Annotated in this window: 13 protein-coding genes; 4 read left to right on the top strand and 9 right to left on the bottom strand. The window is 70.6% G+C overall.

Annotation, left to right across the window (positions count from 1 at the left end):
• The first annotated feature begins 93 nt into the window (after positions 1–93).
• Positions 94–954, top strand: a complete 861-nt coding sequence (locus FJV41_RS14590) for a TonB family protein (protein WP_141643082.1) — start codon at positions 94–96, stop codon at positions 952–954.
• Here the strand turns inward: FJV41_RS14590 and FJV41_RS14585 are convergent.
• On the bottom strand, positions 935–2,482 hold the full coding sequence (locus FJV41_RS14585) for a DUF4153 domain-containing protein (RefSeq protein ID WP_141643081.1): 1,548 nt from the start codon (positions 2,480–2,482) through the stop codon (positions 935–937). The two genes, FJV41_RS14590 and FJV41_RS14585, sit on opposite strands and share 20 nt — an antisense overlap.
• A gap of 136 nt (positions 2,483–2,618) precedes the next feature.
• Entirely contained in the window at positions 2,619–3,026 is a 408-nt protein-coding gene (locus tag FJV41_RS14580) for an arsenate-mycothiol transferase ArsC (RefSeq protein ID WP_141643080.1), read from the bottom strand.
• Positions 3,027–3,296: 270 nt separating this feature from the next.
• On the opposite strand from FJV41_RS14580, the gene FJV41_RS14575 reads away from it, so the two are divergent.
• Positions 3,297–4,277: a TerC/Alx family metal homeostasis membrane protein gene (locus FJV41_RS14575; protein ID WP_141643079.1), complete on the top strand. Its 981-nt coding sequence runs from the start codon at positions 3,297–3,299 to the stop codon at positions 4,275–4,277.
• On the opposite strand, the gene FJV41_RS14570 is transcribed toward FJV41_RS14575, so the two are convergent.
• The 6 genes from FJV41_RS14570 to FJV41_RS14545 all read right to left on the bottom strand — a co-directional run bounded on the left by FJV41_RS14570 (position 4,274) and on the right by FJV41_RS14545 (position 12,617).
• A complete protein-coding gene (locus FJV41_RS14570) occupies positions 4,274–5,131 on the bottom strand; it encodes a hypothetical protein (RefSeq protein ID WP_141643078.1) in 858 nt (285 codons plus the stop codon). The genes FJV41_RS14575 and FJV41_RS14570 overlap by 4 nt on opposite strands.
• A gap of 125 nt (positions 5,132–5,256) precedes the next feature.
• Positions 5,257–7,524: a sensor histidine kinase gene (locus tag FJV41_RS14565; RefSeq protein ID WP_141643077.1), complete on the bottom strand. Its 2,268-nt coding sequence runs from the start codon at positions 7,522–7,524 to the stop codon at positions 5,257–5,259.
• Between the two features lie 284 nt (positions 7,525–7,808).
• Positions 7,809–8,294, bottom strand: a complete 486-nt coding sequence (locus FJV41_RS14560) for a thermonuclease family protein (RefSeq protein WP_141643076.1) — start codon at positions 8,292–8,294, stop codon at positions 7,809–7,811.
• Positions 8,282–10,138, bottom strand: a complete 1,857-nt coding sequence (locus FJV41_RS14555; protein ID WP_246137211.1) for a hypothetical protein — start codon at positions 10,136–10,138, stop codon at positions 8,282–8,284. Before FJV41_RS14555 ends, FJV41_RS14560 begins: the two co-directional genes overlap by 13 nt.
• A gap of 75 nt (positions 10,139–10,213) precedes the next feature.
• A complete protein-coding gene (locus FJV41_RS14550; RefSeq protein ID WP_246137210.1) occupies positions 10,214–12,319 on the bottom strand; it encodes a hypothetical protein in 2,106 nt (701 codons plus the stop codon).
• Positions 12,320–12,425: 106 nt separating this feature from the next.
• Positions 12,426–12,617, bottom strand: coding sequence for a hypothetical protein (locus tag FJV41_RS14545; RefSeq protein ID WP_141643074.1), 192 nt, complete (start codon positions 12,615–12,617; stop codon positions 12,426–12,428).
• A gap of 218 nt (positions 12,618–12,835) precedes the next feature.
• Between FJV41_RS14545 and FJV41_RS14540 the strand changes: the two genes are divergently transcribed.
• The gene (locus FJV41_RS14540; protein ID WP_141643108.1) at positions 12,836–13,609 is read left to right on the top strand and encodes an alpha/beta hydrolase; all 774 of its coding nucleotides are present in this window, start codon (positions 12,836–12,838) and stop codon (positions 13,607–13,609) included.
• A 10-nt stretch (positions 13,610–13,619) separates the two neighbouring features.
• Positions 13,620–14,192 (top strand): TIGR02265 family protein, encoded by a 573-nt coding sequence (locus FJV41_RS14535; RefSeq protein ID WP_141643073.1) that lies wholly within the window; start codon positions 13,620–13,622, stop codon positions 14,190–14,192.
• Positions 14,193–14,202: 10 nt separating this feature from the next.
• On the opposite strand, the gene FJV41_RS14530 is transcribed toward FJV41_RS14535, so the two are convergent.
• The gene (locus tag FJV41_RS14530; protein WP_141643072.1) at positions 14,203–15,366 is read right to left on the bottom strand and encodes an ATP-grasp domain-containing protein; all 1,164 of its coding nucleotides are present in this window, start codon (positions 15,364–15,366) and stop codon (positions 14,203–14,205) included.
• Between the last annotated feature and the right edge of the window lie 257 nt (positions 15,367–15,623).

The raw sequence follows: 15,623 nt of genomic DNA, 5'->3' as shown, positions 1-15,623 counted from the left end.
TCACCGCGACGAGGACCGGCACTACCCACGTGTCAGGTGGATGGGGCCTCCCGCTAGACTGTCGTTCCAAGCGGGAGGAAAGGGGGTTGGGACATGCCGGACGAAAGTCCGAAGGACGGCCACGCCGAGGCGCCGCTTTTCGCCTCCGTCGCCCACGCGCGCTCACGCCGTGTCGCGGACAACTCACGCACCTTCTGGGTGGTGCCGCTCGCGGTGGCCATCCACGTGCTCGCGCTCGTGGGCCTGGACACCCTCTGGCACGGCTCTACCCACGCGCCCCGGCTCGTCACGAAGGACGACGACACGCTCGTCCTGCGCCTGCTCGCCGCGCCTCCGCCGCCGCCCCCCGCTCCCGCCGCCAGCACGCCGTCCACGCCGCGTCAGGCCTCCGCGCGACGCGCACGCCCCTTGTCGAAGCCCCACCCGTCGAAGGCCTTCACCCGGCCCTCGGAGCCTCGGCCGCTCCCGGCTCCCGCGGCGCCACCTCCGCATGAGACAGCCGACGCGAAGTCCGCGAACGAGGCCCGCGCCACGGCCACGCCCGGCGGAGTCTCCGGTGGCGTGGCGGGCGGGGTCATCGGCGGCGTGGTGAACAGCGTCCTCGCCGCGAGCAGCGCGGGGCTGCTCCCCGTCGCGCAGCCGCCCCCCTCCCGCGAGGAGCGCAACGCCTGGGAGGAGGAGTACTTCGAGGTGATGTTCCGCGACCGCTTCGAGAACGTGCGCTACCCGCACCAGGCCGCGATGGCCGGAATCGAAGGCCGCTTCTCGCTGCGCATCACCGTCGGAGCCCGGGGCCAGTTGCTCGAGCTGTCCGTCGTGGGGCACTGCCCCCACTCCGTCCTGTGCGACGCGGCCCAGGCGGCGGTGCGTGACGCGGCCCCCTTCCCGCCTCCGCCCGCCGCGCTTGGCCCTCGCGTCACGGTGGAGCTGCCCTTCAACTACCACCTGCGCTGACGCGAGCCTCCTCCACCGACTCCAGCGCCCGGCACGCCCGCCAGCGAGACAGGCTCCACTCCGGCCAGGACACGTCCTCGCACACGTCCACATAGTGCTGTTTCAGATGCGCCACCCCCTCGAGCTTCCCCGAGGAGAGCCCACGCACCAGCTCCGGCACGGCATCCCCGGAGAGCGAGTGCAGATACTCGCTATCCACCGAGGACCCCGGCTCCCCTCGCGTGAGGTTGAGGCGGACGATGAGCGCGTCGGGGTTGATGACATTCACGGCCAGCACCGCGCCCAGCGCCGTGACGAAGGCGCCCACGGCGAAGCGCTCCGGTCGCCACCAGAGCGTCACGCCGCGCCACGCGAGCACCACGCCCAGCGCGAACATGAAGACATGGGTGAACAGGCGCAGGCGCGTGTAGCCGAACGCGTCCTCGTACAGCGTCATGCGCTGCACCGCCGAGGCGACGATGACCAGCGTCAACGCCACCATGATGGAGGCCCCCGCCTGGAAGACCGTCCTGGCCAGCGGTGACTCGCGGCGGGTCCACCGCGCCAGCGCCATGACCAGCCCCAGCGTCAGCATGGACACGACCATCAGCTCGAAGAAGCCCCGGCGCGCGTACTCCGCATACGAGTACCCGGGCGCCGGAGACGACGCGTCGCCGATGAAGAGGTACGCCACCTGGAAGCCCGCGAAGGCGAAGAACAGCGCGTCCACCGCGAGGATGAGCGTCAGCGCCTCCGTGAGCCCCAGCCGTGGCGACGCGGGCGCCACCTCCGCCTCTCCCGCCTCGCTCCCCGTGCGCCGCCGCAGCGCGTGCCCCAGCGCGCTCGCGGCCAGGCCCGCGCAGAGGAGCACGCCCATCCCCCTGATGAGCGAGGCGCCCAGCAGCGCGCCCACGTCCACGCTCCACACCCGCTGCACGGCCGAGGCGAACATCGCGTCCGCGGACGACAGCAGCATGGCGAACACCGCCAGCACCGGCACGGCGAGCAGCACGCCCCTCGCGAAGGGCATGAGGCGCGGCGCCTGCCGCTTCGCGGCGCCCAGGTCCACCGAGTCGCGCACCAGCGCGGGCGGATGGAGCAGGCCGCGCAGCGCGGTGCCCAGCACCACCCCGGGATAGCCTCCCAGCCCCAGCCGCTGCACCCGGCCCGCGCCCCAGAAGTGCATCAGCAGCAAGAGCAGCGTCCCCGCCGTCAGCACGTTCAGCACCACGAGCCACGGGCTGTCACGCACCGCCACGAAGCCCGCCACGGCGAGCAGCGGCCCCAGCAGCCACGCGTTGGGCCGCGCGCGCTGCCAGCCCTCGCGTCCGCCCAGGCCCACGAGCACCGCCACCAGCGACAGCGCCATCAAGGGAAAGGACACGCCCCAGTGGGGCCGGTCCAACAGCACTTCCGCCAGCCCCCCCAGCGCCAGGGCGGCCACCAGCGTGCGGCGTGGCGCGCGCGCCTGGGGCAGCCAGGGCGTGGACGGCAGGGGTGGCGGCGCGGACGGCGCCACCAGGGGCATGGGAGAGAGAGTCGAAGACATGACGGCGCACCTCGGACGGACATCGGCTCGAATGTCCGCAGGATGCGCCCGGGGCCCGGCGCCGTGCGGCCAGAGCGGGCGAGCGGTCGGCTCCCCACCCCAGCCGGCTCCCCGGCCCCACTGGCCGGCCGGCGGCTCAGCCGGCGCGCATCCAGCCCTCGCGCTCCAGCAGGCCCGCGACGCGCGCGGCCACCTCGTCGCGAATGCGGTGCACCAGCACCTCCGACTTGCCCTGCGGGTCGTCCAGCGGCCAGTCCTCGCGCTGGAGCCCCTTCACATGCGGACACGCCTCGCCACAGCCCAGGGTGATGAGCCAGTGGGCGTCCCGGGCCAGCTCCTCCGTGAGCTGCTGGGGCCGCGCGTCCTTCAAATCCAGACCCGCGTCACGCATCGCCTCCAGGACTTCCGGATGCACGCGCTCGCCAGGCTGTGTCCCCGCGGAGATGGCCCGCGCCTTCTCCGGGTCCGCCAGCACGTTGAAGAACGCCGCCGCCATTTGCGAGCGGCCAGCGTTGCGCACGCAGGCGAAGATGACCTTGTTCATCGGTACGACTCCTCCAGATTCCATGGCTCGTCGCGCCCCTCCCCCACGCGACCGTCTTGGGCCTCCCCTCACGGGCTGCCCCGCGCGGAAACTGACACATCCCGTGAAGGGAAGCTCGCAAAGAGAGCGAAAAGCCCCCTGCCTGCCCGTATGGGTTCGTCAGCCCACATCCCCCTTGCCCAGGGGTGTCTGGCCCACCCCATTCCTGACGCGGCGCGTGCGGGAACCTCCTCCGCCCGCAGGGAGGATGCATAGGTTCAGACGACGAACATGCATGCGATTCCCACATGGCTCTGGGGGGTCTTCTGGGCGGCGGTGCTGACGCTGCTCGCGGTGGACCTGTTGTCGCACCGGGGGCATCACGGAGAGTCACGCCGGGCCGCCTGGATTTGGAGCGGGGTGTGGATTGCGGCGGGCTTGAGCTTCGGCGGGCTGGTGTGGGCGGTGCTCGGGGGGCACGCGGCCCAGGAGTACGTGGCGGCCTGGCTCATCGAGAAGAGCCTCAGCCTGGACAACGCCTTCGTCTTCCTCGTCATCTTCCAGAGCCTGTCGGTCCCCCTGCGCGCGCAGCACCAGGTGCTCTTCTTCGGCATCTTCGGGGCGCTCGTCTTCCGCGCCCTCTTCATCTTCGTGGGGGCCGCCGCGCTGGCGCGCTGGAGCTGGGTGTCCTACGTCTTCGGCGCCATCCTGCTCGTCACCGCGCTGCGCGTGGCGCGCGAGGACCCGGCCAAGCAGAAGGACAACCGGGCGGTGCGCTGGCTGGCCAAGCACCTGCCAGTGACGCAGCAGGTCCATGACAAGAAGTTCATCGTCCGGCGCGAGGATGGCCACCGCGTGGCCACGCCGCTCCTGCTGGCGCTCCTGGGCCTGGAGCTGACGGACATCCTCTTCGCGGTGGACTCGGTGCCGGCCGCCTTCTCGGTGACGCAGGACACCTTCATCCTCTACAGCTCCAACGCCTTCGCGATTCTGGGGCTGCGGGCGCTGTACCTGGTGCTGGCGGGCACGCTGGGCCAGTTGCGCTACCTGCACTACGGCCTTGCGGGGGTGCTGGGCTTCGCGGGCCTGAAGATGGTGGTGGAGCCCTGGCTCCACATCCCGCCGCTGCCCTCGGTGGCCATCATCGCCACGCTGGTGGGCGCCTCCGTCATCGCGAGCGTCCGCGCCCGGCGTCGCGACACCCTGGGGCACCCCGCTCCGGCCTCCTCCGAAGGGAAGGGGCCGGAGCCGGAGACCCCAGCGCGACGCTAGTCCTGGAGTTCCCCGTCGGCGCCGGCGCCCGCGCCGCTCAGCTCGTCGGTGGCGCCACCGAGCACGAAGCCGTCGAAGGCCGCGTTGGCCATGACCTTGACGCGCTCCTCGTGCTTCTTGAGCAGCGCCATGTTGGCGGCGGCGGCCTGCTTCGCCGCGTCGGACAGGCCCTCGGCGCCGGTGCCGTTCGCGGCGTCCGACAGGGCCTCAATCTGCTCCTGGAGCCCGGTGCGGGACTCCTCCAGCTCCGCGCGCTCCTCGGCGGACAGCTTCGCGTTCTCCAGCTTGCCGTCCACCATCTTGAGCTGCTTCTGCATGGCCTCCACGGCCTTGGCGCTCATCTTCTGGACGGCCTCCGAGCCCTCCGCCACCATCGACGCGTAGACGGTGCTGGTGATGGTCTGGAACTCGTTGGGCGACATCCCGTTCTTCTTCAGGCTGGCGATGTACGCGGTGCGCACGTCCGCCATCATCCCCATCGCCAGGTTGGCGGCTTCCATCGCGGCGTTGAAGGACGGGTTCGCGTCCGCGTTCTTGGTGTCGTGCTCCTCCTGGAACGCCTTGGACTTCTCCTCGTAGGTCGTGAAGACGGGCAGCGCCGACTCGCGCACGGAGAGGTACGTCAGCAGGCGCTCCTCCCGCAGCGGCAGCACGTCACCCTCGGCGGGCGCCTCGAAGGGGTGGCTCTTGTTCAGCTCCGCCATCTCCTTTTGCTGCACCTGCATCTTCTGGACGGCCTCGATGCTGCCGCCCGCCTTCTTCGCGACCCACACGCCACCCACGACGACGGCGGCGATGACGCCAAGGATGAGGACGCCACAACCGATACCGAGCCCGATGAAGACCTTCTTCATTCACCCCTCCGAGGGAAGTAATACTGAGGCCCCCGTGCTAGCCGGGTGCGCCTCCCGGAGCAAGTGGCCGATGCCTGCCCGGTCGCTGCAGGACACCTCGCGGGCAACAACCGGAGGGCAGGCCCTCAAGGCCCTGGATTCATGGGTGTCTGGGGAGTGGGCGCGCGTGGCAGCCGCACCATGAAGAGGGTGCCGCCCTGCTGCGAGGAGCGCACACGCAGCCGGCCGCCGTGCGCATCCACGATGTGCTTGACGATGAAGAGGCCCAGCCCCAGGCCACCGCGTCCGTCCTGGGACTCCAGGCGCTCGGCGCGCTTCATGGGCTCGAACAGGCGCGGCAGCAGCTCCGGGGGGATGGGTGTCCCCATGTTGTGCACGCTGAGCATCAGCGCGTCGCGCGTGCCATGCGTGCGCACCAGCACCGGGCAGTGGCTGGGGCTGTAGGCGAGGGCGTTGTTCACCAGGTTGGTGATGACCTGCGCCAACCGGTCCGGGTCCCACGCTCCCGCGCCGTCACCGCGGGACTCCAGCTCCAGGACCCGCTCGGGGTGGGCCAGCCGCACCTCATCCAGCACCTGCCGCGTCAGCTCGTGCAGGTCCTGCGGCCGGGGCTGCATGGGGATGCCGCCACCCAGCCGCGCCTGGGTGAAGTCCAGCACGTCGCGCAGCATGCGCGTGGCGCGCTCGGCGCTGGAGAGGATGCGGTCGATGACCTTGCGCTGCCGCTCATCCAGGCTTTCGCGTCGCAGCAGCGTGGTGGACGCCATGGTGATGGCGGAGAGGGGGTTGCGCAAATCGTGGCCGACGATGCCGATGAGCAGCTGCTCGAACTCCGCGCGACGCCGGGCCTCCTCATCCGCGACCCGCCGCTCGGTGACGTCGTGCATGGCGCCCACCATGCGCAGGGCCCGTCCCGCCGCGTCGCGGACCACCTGCCCCCGGTCCTCGATGATGGCCCACGAGCCGTCTCCCCGGCGGAAGCGGTACTCGTCGCGCCAGTGGTCCAGGCCCATGTCGATGATGCGCTGCATGTCCCGGCCAACGCGCTCCCGGTCTTCCGGATGGATGGACCGCGTCCACCCCTCGATGTCCAACCCCGGCATCTCCGGGGGCAGGCGGAACTGCCGGTTGGCCAGCTCGCTCCACTGGATGTGCCCGGTGGACAGGTTCCAGTCGTAGATGACGTCACGCGTGGCCAGCGTGGCCAGCCGGTAGCGCGTCTCCGACTGGCGCAGCACCTCCTCGGCGCGGCGGCGCTCGGTGATGTCCAGGGACACGCCCGACACGCTCATCACCCGTCCATCCGGCCCCAGCTCCGGGGAGATGAAGGCCATGAACCAGGCACCGCCCACCTCCAGCTCCAGGGAGAACGTCTCCCCTTGCTGGGCGCGCCGCGCGGCGTCCAGTAGCTCCGGCCGGCCCGCGTACACCTCGGAGGTGTTCCGGCCCACGACATCTTCCGTCCGCACGCCCATGGCGCGCAGGCCCGCGCCCTCGAAGAGGGTGATGTTGCCCACCGGGTCCGTGGCCCACAGCACGACGGGCAGCTCGGTGATGACCCGGCGCAGGCGCTCGCGGGCCTCGTCCCGCTCGCGCTGGATGCGCCGGGCCTCGGTGACGTCCGTGGAGATGCCGCACACCGCATGCGCCTGCCCCCCGACACCGAGCAGGGGGAACTTGAGCGACTGGTAGATGTGCCAGCCGTCCTTGAACCGCACATGCTCGTCGGACTCCAGGGGCTGACCCGACTCGAGGACCCGCCGGTCATTGGAGGAGAACTCGGCCGCCACGTCCGGGGTGAACAGCTCGTCGTCCGTGTGGCCCACCACCTTCTCGCTGCTCAGGCCGCTCCCGCGCTCGAAGGCACGGTTGACGAAGAGATACCGGCCCGTGGCGTCCTTCGCATAGATGGCGGGCGGTGCGTGGTCCAGGATGTCATGCAGCTTCGCTTCCGTGAGCCGCAGCGTCTGCTCATGTGCCGCGGCGTGCCGTGTCACCGCGTCGGCGATGCTCGCGTCGATGGCTCGGTTGAGCGCGCGCAGGCCCTTGAAGTCCGGCGGCCACCCCGACTCCTCCAGCACCTCGACGAGCACGTCGCGCAGCAGGCCGTACTCGCGCACCACCGCGGCGATGTTCGCTCCCGCCCGGTAGCGCTCGGCGCCCTGTCCGTCGGTGGGGAGCTGGACCTCGTGCTCGGCCGAGACACCGAAGCGCCGCAGGAGGTCCACCACCGAGTCCACCCACTCCAGCGAGCCCGTCGTCTGGGTCGGAAGCCGCAGCAGCCCCTCGCCGCGCGACGCCCCCGCGCGTTCCTCCCACCTCCGCGCGATGTCCTCCCGACGGGAGGACAGGAGGTCCGACAGCGGACCGATGGGCGCGGGGCAGGGATTCATGCGAGCGCCCCGCCCGTCTGGGTCCAGGCGTCGTCCATGTGGAAGTGAAGCCAGGCCGGGCAGGTTCCAGTCGGACAGCGCATGCCCCCCCGGGTGCGCGCTTCCGCTGGCCCGCCCTTCGTCGGCCACTCGCTGGAGTGGCTCGACCTGGATGATTGGCGCGTAGGCATGGCCGTCAGGATTGGAATAGGGAGCCCGAAGCTTCCAGGCTCCTGTCTTCTCGGGCCGCCTGGGTGACACCCCGCTCGGGAGGCGGGCACGTGGGCGCTCCGTGTCCCAGTGACTCATCGCGAGCACGGCACCGGCGAGCAGGCGCCCCACAGGCCCCGGCGGGCCCTTCGCGCCTGGAACTCCAGCGCTTCGAACTCGACCCGTCGGGAGTCGCCGGCGGGCGGGACATGGAGCACGCACGCAAAGCCCCGCTCCACCAGCAGCGCGCTCACGTCATGTCCATCGACGGTGACGTAGGCGAGCCGTCGGCCGAAGCGGTCCTCACACGCCTCCGCGTCGACGAGCGTCACCCGCCGTCCTTCGACGAGGCTCCGGTTGAAGGCCAGGGCCTCCTGCCCGAAGCAGTCGTGTCTGCCCGCCGTGCTCTCCGGTGTGTCCGCGAGCAGGTAGCGGATGCGCTCACCGCCTTCGAGCAAGACGGTGTCACCGTCGATGACCTCCACCACCCGGCCCGTGTCCGGTCCACACCGCGTCCCCGCGTCACCCCCACAGGCCACGAGCAGCCCCAGCAGGGTGAGCGCGGCGCTCAGGGCACGCATGCGCGGTTCTCCAGGCCCGGCGTTCCCCGGTCTCCCAGGCCATAGCGCGCCGACGAGGGCGCGAGACAGAAGCTCCCCGGCGCGTCATTGCGCTGAGGGTCGCTGTTCGCCGGGCTGACCTGCAGCGACACCCCCGGCGTCGCGGCGCTCGTCCAGGTGATGACATCCAGCACCCGGCTCCCCAGTGCCAGGCGGAGCGAGTGGCTGCCCGCGGCATTGGACAGATTGAAGGAGAACGTGGCGAGCACCGAGGGAAGTCCACCATTGAGCGCCGTGTCCGCGCCGCGCGCGAGCACCCCTCGGGCCCCGGCCTTCAACGACAGACAGAGCGTCGCGTCGAGCGCCGTGCTCGTGCCTCCCTCATTCATCAGCGTGATGCCATTGAGGTCCACCTCGCGCAGCGCGAGGACCTCCACCCACTCCCCCGCGCTGTCCGCCACGGCGCTCGGGTCCGCCATGAACTCCGTGAGCACGAGCGAGCCCACCTCCGGTAACCGGACCGGGCGCGAGGTGCCCGTCACCCGGTCGATACACGTGCGCGCGGGGCTCCCCGCGTCCGGAACACCCGCGTCTCGGAGACCACCGTCCTGTCCCCCGTCTCGGGTTCCTCCACCCGTGGAGCCCGCGTCGGAGCCACCACTCGTGTCGCGCCCTCCATCTGGAGCGCCGCCATCTGGTGCACCGGAATCCACCCCGCCCCCGCCCGACGCACAGGCCCGGTTCGCGCGCCCCGGGGTGCCCAGATTGCCGCGCGAGCCATACGCCTCCGAGGCACGACACCACACGTCCGCTGAGTCATTGCTGGACGCATTCGTCACCCCCGCGGACACCTGAATCGCGACACCGTCTTCCGCCGCGCCATATGCGACGGCATCGACGAGCACCTCACCGGCCCGCACCTGCACGACACCTCCCGTGTTGCGCAGGTCCACGCCGAACGTGGCCACGGGCGCGGGCAGTCCTCCGTTGAGTACGGCCTCGGAGCGTCGGGCCAGCACCGCGTACCCTCCGGAGGGAAGTGACAGACAGTTCGCACCCTGCACCTTCGTGCTCGTGGTGTCGGTGCCCAACGTCAAGCCATTGAGGTCCACGGGAGCCGTGGCCAGGACCTCCACCCACTCGCCCACCGTGTCGTCCCCGAGTGGATTCACCATCAGCTCCGTGATGACCAACTCACCCGCGCGAGGACGCTTCACCTCGCGAGGAACCTGGGAGCCCAGGGGGAGGCAGGTCTCCGTGCTCCCGCTCTCCTCGGATGCGCCTTCCGCTGGCGCACAGGGAGGATTCGCGGTGCCGGGGCTTCCCTGGGACACCCCTGCCACGTCCGAGCCCGCGCCATCACACCAGCGCGCCGGGTCGTCATTGCCGGCGGAGTCCGGCACGAGCCGTCCGTCATAGCCACGGGCCACGCCGCTCTTCGCCGGCGCCGAGAGCGAAACCTCGTCAATCACCCGCTCGCCACATCGAACACCCAGCCTCCCCGACGTGTTGCCCAGCGCGCCCAGCTCCTCGCCATAGGACTGGTCCACGTGCGCGGGCACGGGTCCCTCGCGGACATCTCCCAGCACCAGGTAGTCCCCGGGCGCCACCGACAGCGGGCCCCCGAAGAAGAACCCCTTCTCCTGCGACCCGTCCGAGCGAGCCGCGTACAGCGTCATCGACTCCAGGCTCACGGGCACCTTGAGGGAATTGTAGAGCTCCACGTACTCCCGCCCCGTATCGGTCCCCTCGGGGTCATTCAGGTACTCGGTGATGACGAGGTCCCCCGGCAGCACGCCCGAGCAGGCGGCCTCCGTCCCTTCTTCCAACGGTGCGCCACATGCGCCCACGCCCAACAAGCACATCCACCCCAGCCTCCATCCCCAACCCCTCATGTCGATGCCTTCCCCTCTCGGCTCACTGCGTCTCCAAGACACGCGTCAGAAGCGCGTCTCCACTTCCAGTTGGAACAGGTGTCTCGGCGCGTCCGGCGGCGTCCTCGCCGCTCGCGCATCCTTCAAATCCACCACCCAGACATACCGGCCACGCACCGTCGTCGCGGACAGGAGCGTCCACCCCAGGTCCACCGTCGTACGGACCTCCTGTCGAAGCCGGGTGCGCTCGGAGAGGTCCTCATCCTTCCACTGGATTCGGGCCCCCAGTCGCAAGGACTCCAGGGGACGCAGCTTCAGCTCGATGAGGGCACGGCCATCGTTTCGGGCCTTCGAGGTCCCCGGCTCGACCACGCGTGTGTAACCGGACTGCGCCGCGACGCTGACGGACTCCGAGAACTCCGAACGGACTCGCGCGGTGGCGCCCCACCGGCTCCCTCGGGAACACGCGGGCACCTCCTCCGGCTCCGCGCTGTCTTCCGTGTCGGAGCATGCGAGGGCCTGCCCCAGCCCCGCCTCACGCGCCTCCAATTGCAGGGACGGTCGCAGCCACGTCCACGCCAGCCAGTCCACGCGTGCGGAGGCTCTCACCTGCGTCAATCCCGCCGTGCCCTTCACCGCGCCATCGGCGGGCAGCGTCCAACCATCCACCTGGCCGCGAAACCGCCACGTCGCCGCATCGCGATACAGATAGCGCAGCCGTGCCCCCAGCTCGTTGCGAACCCGCTGTCCTTCCAGCAGGTCCGGTCCCGAGGTGGCACCGCTGTAGGGATTGGCGAACCCACGTCCGTAGTAGCGCAGTGCCAGTTCCAGTTCCTGACCCGTGCCTGAGAGCACCGTGCGCTGAAGGGCCGCCCAGCTCCCACCACCGCCCGGCGCGGAGTCGAAGCTGCGCGAGCCCTCGAAGAAGAGGTCCACCGCTCCCAGCCCCCACGAGGCATCGAGCCCCACCGCGCCGAAGCCGCCACCCATCGGGTAGCGAGCGTGCGGTTGGAAGTCGAGCATGGCGCCCTTCACCGGCCACACGGGCCTCGCGGCCCAGCCCGTCACTCCCACTTGCGCTCGCGGCGACAGGGCGAGCGTCGCGTTGGCACCACCGGCCCACTCGCTGAAGACACCGGGCAGCGTGCGCGCCCGAAGCGGCTCCAGCCGAGCGCGCGACAAGGGGACGAGGACCTCTGGCGCCTCGCAGCCCGACGCGCCCATTCGCGACGACTCACATGTCGCCCGGTCCAACACAGCGGACCGCTGGAGTGAACGGCTCTGGTAGGAGCCGAAGCCCGTGAGCGACAGCTCCAGGCCACGACCCACCGCGCCGCGCACAGTGCCCGCCACGCCACGGAAGCCCTCGTCCCAGCGGAAGTCGGGGGTGACGTCCGCCTCGCGTTCGGCCTCGGCACACGCGGTGCTCGACAACAGACACTCCCGCTCCAGCGCGCCGGGAGGCCGCACGCCATCGTCCGCGAGGAAGCCCTCCGGTGAAGGAAGCGCCGTCGTGTCCAGCGTGAGGCGCTGGCCAAAGCCGAGCCGATAGGTGCCCACCAGCACGGAAGCACTCGTGCCCGTCCATTGCGCGTGAAACTTGGGCAGCAACACCGCGGAGCCGGGCGCGTCCACCACGAGGCTCCGGGTGCGCGCGTCTCGTCGAAGTGTCCCCAACCTCCGCCGTGCCCACGTCGCGAGCACGCCCACGCGAAGTCCCGCGAGCCCCCCGGCCCGGACCTGCAAGGCCACCGGAGGAAGCACCGAGTCCGACAGGGCGAAGGCTGTCAGCAGCCTCGCGTCCCCCGACAGTTCCCCTGGCACTCGATTCACCAGGAAGGGCGCGAGTCGACGTCGCTCCTCGTCCGTGAGGACTTCGGGCATCGAGGCCCCGCGCTCCCTCAATCGCTCATCGACCTCCGCATAGGTCAGCCCGGGCAGTGCGTAGAGCGCCGCCCGGGTCGCCTGCTCGGGCTCCACGCCCGCTCGCCGCAGCGCCACCAGCGCGGCCCACGTCTCCGCGGAGAGCGTCCCGTCCTCCAGCAGCGCGAGCAGCTCCAGCTCACCGTCGACTTCGGGCTCCACCTCGTACGGCGCGGCGAGCACCGGCGACGCGCCGAGCAACCACCCACCCAACAACCCATGGAGCAACATCCCGAGGAACCGAGGCACGCGGCGCCGGCACTGCACGCCAGAGACCACCGTTCCCTACAGGAGCGCCTCGCCCCGACGCCGTCCGAGCCTCGGACCGGCCGTCCACGGGCCAGACGCAACGGCGTCACACCCGGACATCGGGAGGCGCCGCCAGCAGCAGCTCCTCCGTGACGGACTTCGCCGCCACCGCGAGCGCCTGAGCGGCGGCATAACGCAAGCGCGCCTCTTCACTCCCATCCAAGGCGGCCCTCGCGCGACGCACGTCGGCCTCGGTCGACATCAATAGCGCGGAGAGGTGCAGTCGGTTCAGTTCCATCGAGGGGGACTCCGGAGGGGGCTGCCCGCTGCCTTGTCAGTATTGCAGGGGAGACCGACGGCCTCATGTTTCCCGACGTCCCGTGCAGCCCCGGGGCCAGCCTCCTTGCTCCAGGTGCGAGCAGCCCACGGCCTCCCGTGCGGTGTGGGGTCCATGACCACCGGCCGGCCAGGGGCGGAGCAATGGGGGGACATCCATGTATGCTGCGCCTCGCATTCATGGGCCACGTCCACATCGTCCGAGACTTCCCCTCCCCTCAGGAGGGCTTCTCCCGCACCGTGCGCATCTACACGCCGGATGCCTATGACTCGATGCCCTGGCATCGCTTCCCCGTGCTCTACATGCACGACGGGCAGAACGTCTTCGCGCATCCGGAGTCCGCCCTCTTCGACACCTGGTGCGCCAACCTCGCGCTCGAACAGGGCGTGGGCGAAGGCCACCTGGAGCCGTGGATCATCGTCGCGGTGGACTCGGGCACCGGGCGGCTGCAGGAGTACTCGCCCTGGGACGACTCGAGCGGCAAGGTGAAGGCGCGAGGCGAAGCCTACGGCCGCTTCCTGGTGGAGCACCTCAAGCCGCTGGTCGACCTGAACTACCGCACGCGTGAAGGCGCCGAGTGGACCGGAGCCATGGGCTCCTCCCTGGGCGGCCTCATCTCGCTGTACCTGGGCTGCCGCTACCCGCAGGTGTTCGGCCGCATCGGCGCGCTGTCCCCCACCGTCATGTGGAGCGACGGCCGCCTCTTCTCCGAGTGGGGCACCCACCCCCGCCGCTGGACGCGCATCTACCTGGACGCGGGCGCCCAGGAGTTCATTGACGCGGACGGCCTCCCGCTCAACTACGGCGAGGCCACGCGCGCCTTCTACGAACACCTCAAGGGCCTGGGCTACGCCGACCATGAGGTGTCGCTCGTGCTGGAGCCCGGGGGCGAACACCACGAGAAGGACTGGCAGCGCAGACTGCCCACCGCGATGCGCTGGCTGCTGACGTGAGGCGCACGGCGTGAAGTCCGGCAAGCACGTCCCGCTCGAACACCGGCTGGTCTACGTCCAAGTCGTCGAGGGCCTCATCCAACACGGCCTCCAGGGCCGCATCTCCCCCCGCCTCAAGGCGCGACTGCGCCAGGTGGGCGTCGATGTGGACCAGCCCCTGCTGCCGGCCTACCCCGTGGTCATGTGGGCGCAGTGCCTGCGCGTCATCGCCCAGGAGACCTGGCCCGGCATGCCTCTGGAGGAGTCCTTCCGCCACCTGGCCGCCGCGCACGTGGATGGCTACGGCCGCACCCTCATCGGGCGCGCCGTGTACGGCGTCATGCGGCTGTTGGGCCCGAAACGGCTGGTGCAGCGGATGCCGCAGACCCTGCGCGGCACGGACAACTACACGGAGGTGGAGCTCGTGGAGAAAGGCCCCACCACGTACGAGATGCGGATGAACTCCGTGCTCGACTGTCCCGGCTACTCGGAGTCGCTGTTCGAGCACATGATTCGCGTGGGCGGCGGCGAGTCCCCGAAGGTGACGACGCTGTCCGTGGAGGAAAGCCACACCACCTACCTGCTCACGTGGACGGAGCGCTGACGCAGCGGCGCTAGGCCGTGGCCTGGATGAAGCGCACCGCGTCCCGCATCGCGTCCAGGTCCGTGTGGCGCGTGAGGTACATCTCCTCGCCCAACAGGCTGTGGTAGATGGGCGGCAGCTCGCGGTGGAGGATGAACGCGGACCCGAGCCGCTTCACCACCTCTTCATGAGTGTGTTTGTAGCGACGGCCGTGACGGCGCGCGCTGTGACACACGTGGTAGCGCGGGGTGTAGCGGAAGTCCGCCACCGGGTCCCCCGTCATCACCCGCGCCCAGAGCCGGTACACGTCGATGTCGCACGTGTAGTTCATCATGTCGGGGATGAAGCCGCCGGGAGGCCGCAGGTTGGCCTCCAGCACGACGAAGCGGCCATCCGGCAGCCGGAAGAACTCCAGGTGGAACCAGCGCTCGCGCAGACCGAAGGCGGCCACCACCTGCCGGCCGAGCACGTCCAGCGCGGGGGGAATCTCCAGGTGGCTCCAGAAGGAGATGTCCCGCCGCTCCACCACCGTCTCCATGCCTCCGTCGCTGTACTCGTGGCTGAGGGTGAAGACGATGACGCCGTGCCGGTCGACGATGCCGTCGTACGTGACGATGGTGCCGCGCACGAAGGGCTGCCCCACGTACGTGGTGGGCAGCGGGTGCGCCAGGGCGGCGTCCACGTCCGCGTCGCTGGAGACCTTGAAGGTGTTGGCCGCGCCCACGCCCACGTCGGGCTTGAGCACCAGCGGGTAGCCCACGCGGCTGGCGAACTCCTTCACCTGCGCGGCGTCGCGCACGCGGATGAGGTCCGGGTGGGGCACGCCCGCCTGATGGAAGACCTGCGCCATGCCCGACTTCGAGCGCATGCGGTGGATGTCCGCCGGCTGGAGGCCCGGGACATGGAAGTCCTCGCGCAGGCGGGCTTCGACCTCCAGCCAGGACTCGTTGAGCGAATCGATGCGCTCCAGCCGGCCATGGCGCCACGTGAGGTAGCCGGCCGCGCGCGTGAGGGAGTCCTCGTCGTGCAGGCTGGAGACGAAGTAGTACTCGCGCAGGGAGTCGCGCAGCTCGGGGCGCAGGGACTCGTAGGCCGCGTCGCCGATGCCCAGCACCGTGACGCCCCGCTCGCGCAGCGCGGTGACGAAGTGGAAGAAGTGGGACGGGAAGTGCGGAGAGATGAAGACGAAGTTCATGGCTCCTCGGGGCGACAGTCCCGGTACCCATGGACCATAGCGCGATGCGCGCCCGCGCCCACTTCCTTGTCGTCGCCCACCTGTCGCCCCGAGGGGGGCGTGCCCGCCCGTGCCCCGGGACTCGGACCCTGAGCGGGCCGCCCGCTCGGAGTCCTTCAGCGCAGGTGTGTGAAGACTCGCGGGGCGGTGGGCCACTCCACCTCTGGAGATGGCAGCGCGCAAATCACCCGGGTGCCCCCCGCCCAGGGCAGCCACCC

This window comes from Myxococcus llanfairpwllgwyngyllgogerychwyrndrobwllllantysiliogogogochensis (assembly GCF_006636215.1).
Classification (GTDB): Bacteria; Myxococcota; Myxococcia; order Myxococcales; family Myxococcaceae; genus Myxococcus; species Myxococcus llanfairpwllgwyngyllgogerychwyrndrobwllllantysiliogogogochensis.
Note: the sequence above shows the minus strand (reverse complement) of the source record. Positions and strands in the feature narration are given on the sequence as shown.

Excerpts from the sequence above, each read along its gene's own strand:
- FJV41_RS14560 (WP_141643076.1), bottom strand. The coding sequence starts at position 8,294 with ATGCGTGCCCTGAGCGCCGCGCTCACCCTGCTGGGGCTGCTCGTGGCC.
- FJV41_RS14530 (WP_141643072.1), bottom strand. The coding sequence starts at position 15,366 with ATGAACTTCGTCTTCATCTCTCCGCACTTCCCGTCCCACTTCTTCCAC.
- FJV41_RS14580 (WP_141643080.1), bottom strand. The coding sequence starts at position 3,026 with ATGAACAAGGTCATCTTCGCCTGCGTGCGCAACGCTGGCCGCTCGCAA.
- FJV41_RS14575 (WP_141643079.1), top strand. The coding sequence starts at position 3,297 with ATGCATGCGATTCCCACATGGCTCTGGGGGGTCTTCTGGGCGGCGGTG.
- FJV41_RS14555 (WP_246137211.1), bottom strand. The coding sequence starts at position 10,138 with ATGTGCTTGTTGGGCGTGGGCGCATGTGGCGCACCGTTGGAAGAAGGG.
- FJV41_RS14565 (WP_141643077.1), bottom strand. The coding sequence starts at position 7,524 with ATGAATCCCTGCCCCGCGCCCATCGGTCCGCTGTCGGACCTCCTGTCC.
- FJV41_RS14540 (WP_141643108.1), top strand. The coding sequence starts at position 12,836 with ATGGGCCACGTCCACATCGTCCGAGACTTCCCCTCCCCTCAGGAGGGC.
- FJV41_RS14590 (WP_141643082.1), top strand. The coding sequence starts at position 94 with ATGCCGGACGAAAGTCCGAAGGACGGCCACGCCGAGGCGCCGCTTTTC.
- FJV41_RS14585 (WP_141643081.1), bottom strand. The coding sequence starts at position 2,482 with ATGTCTTCGACTCTCTCTCCCATGCCCCTGGTGGCGCCGTCCGCGCCG.
- FJV41_RS14570 (WP_141643078.1), bottom strand. The coding sequence starts at position 5,131 with ATGAAGAAGGTCTTCATCGGGCTCGGTATCGGTTGTGGCGTCCTCATC.
- FJV41_RS14545 (WP_141643074.1), bottom strand. The coding sequence starts at position 12,617 with ATGGAACTGAACCGACTGCACCTCTCCGCGCTATTGATGTCGACCGAG.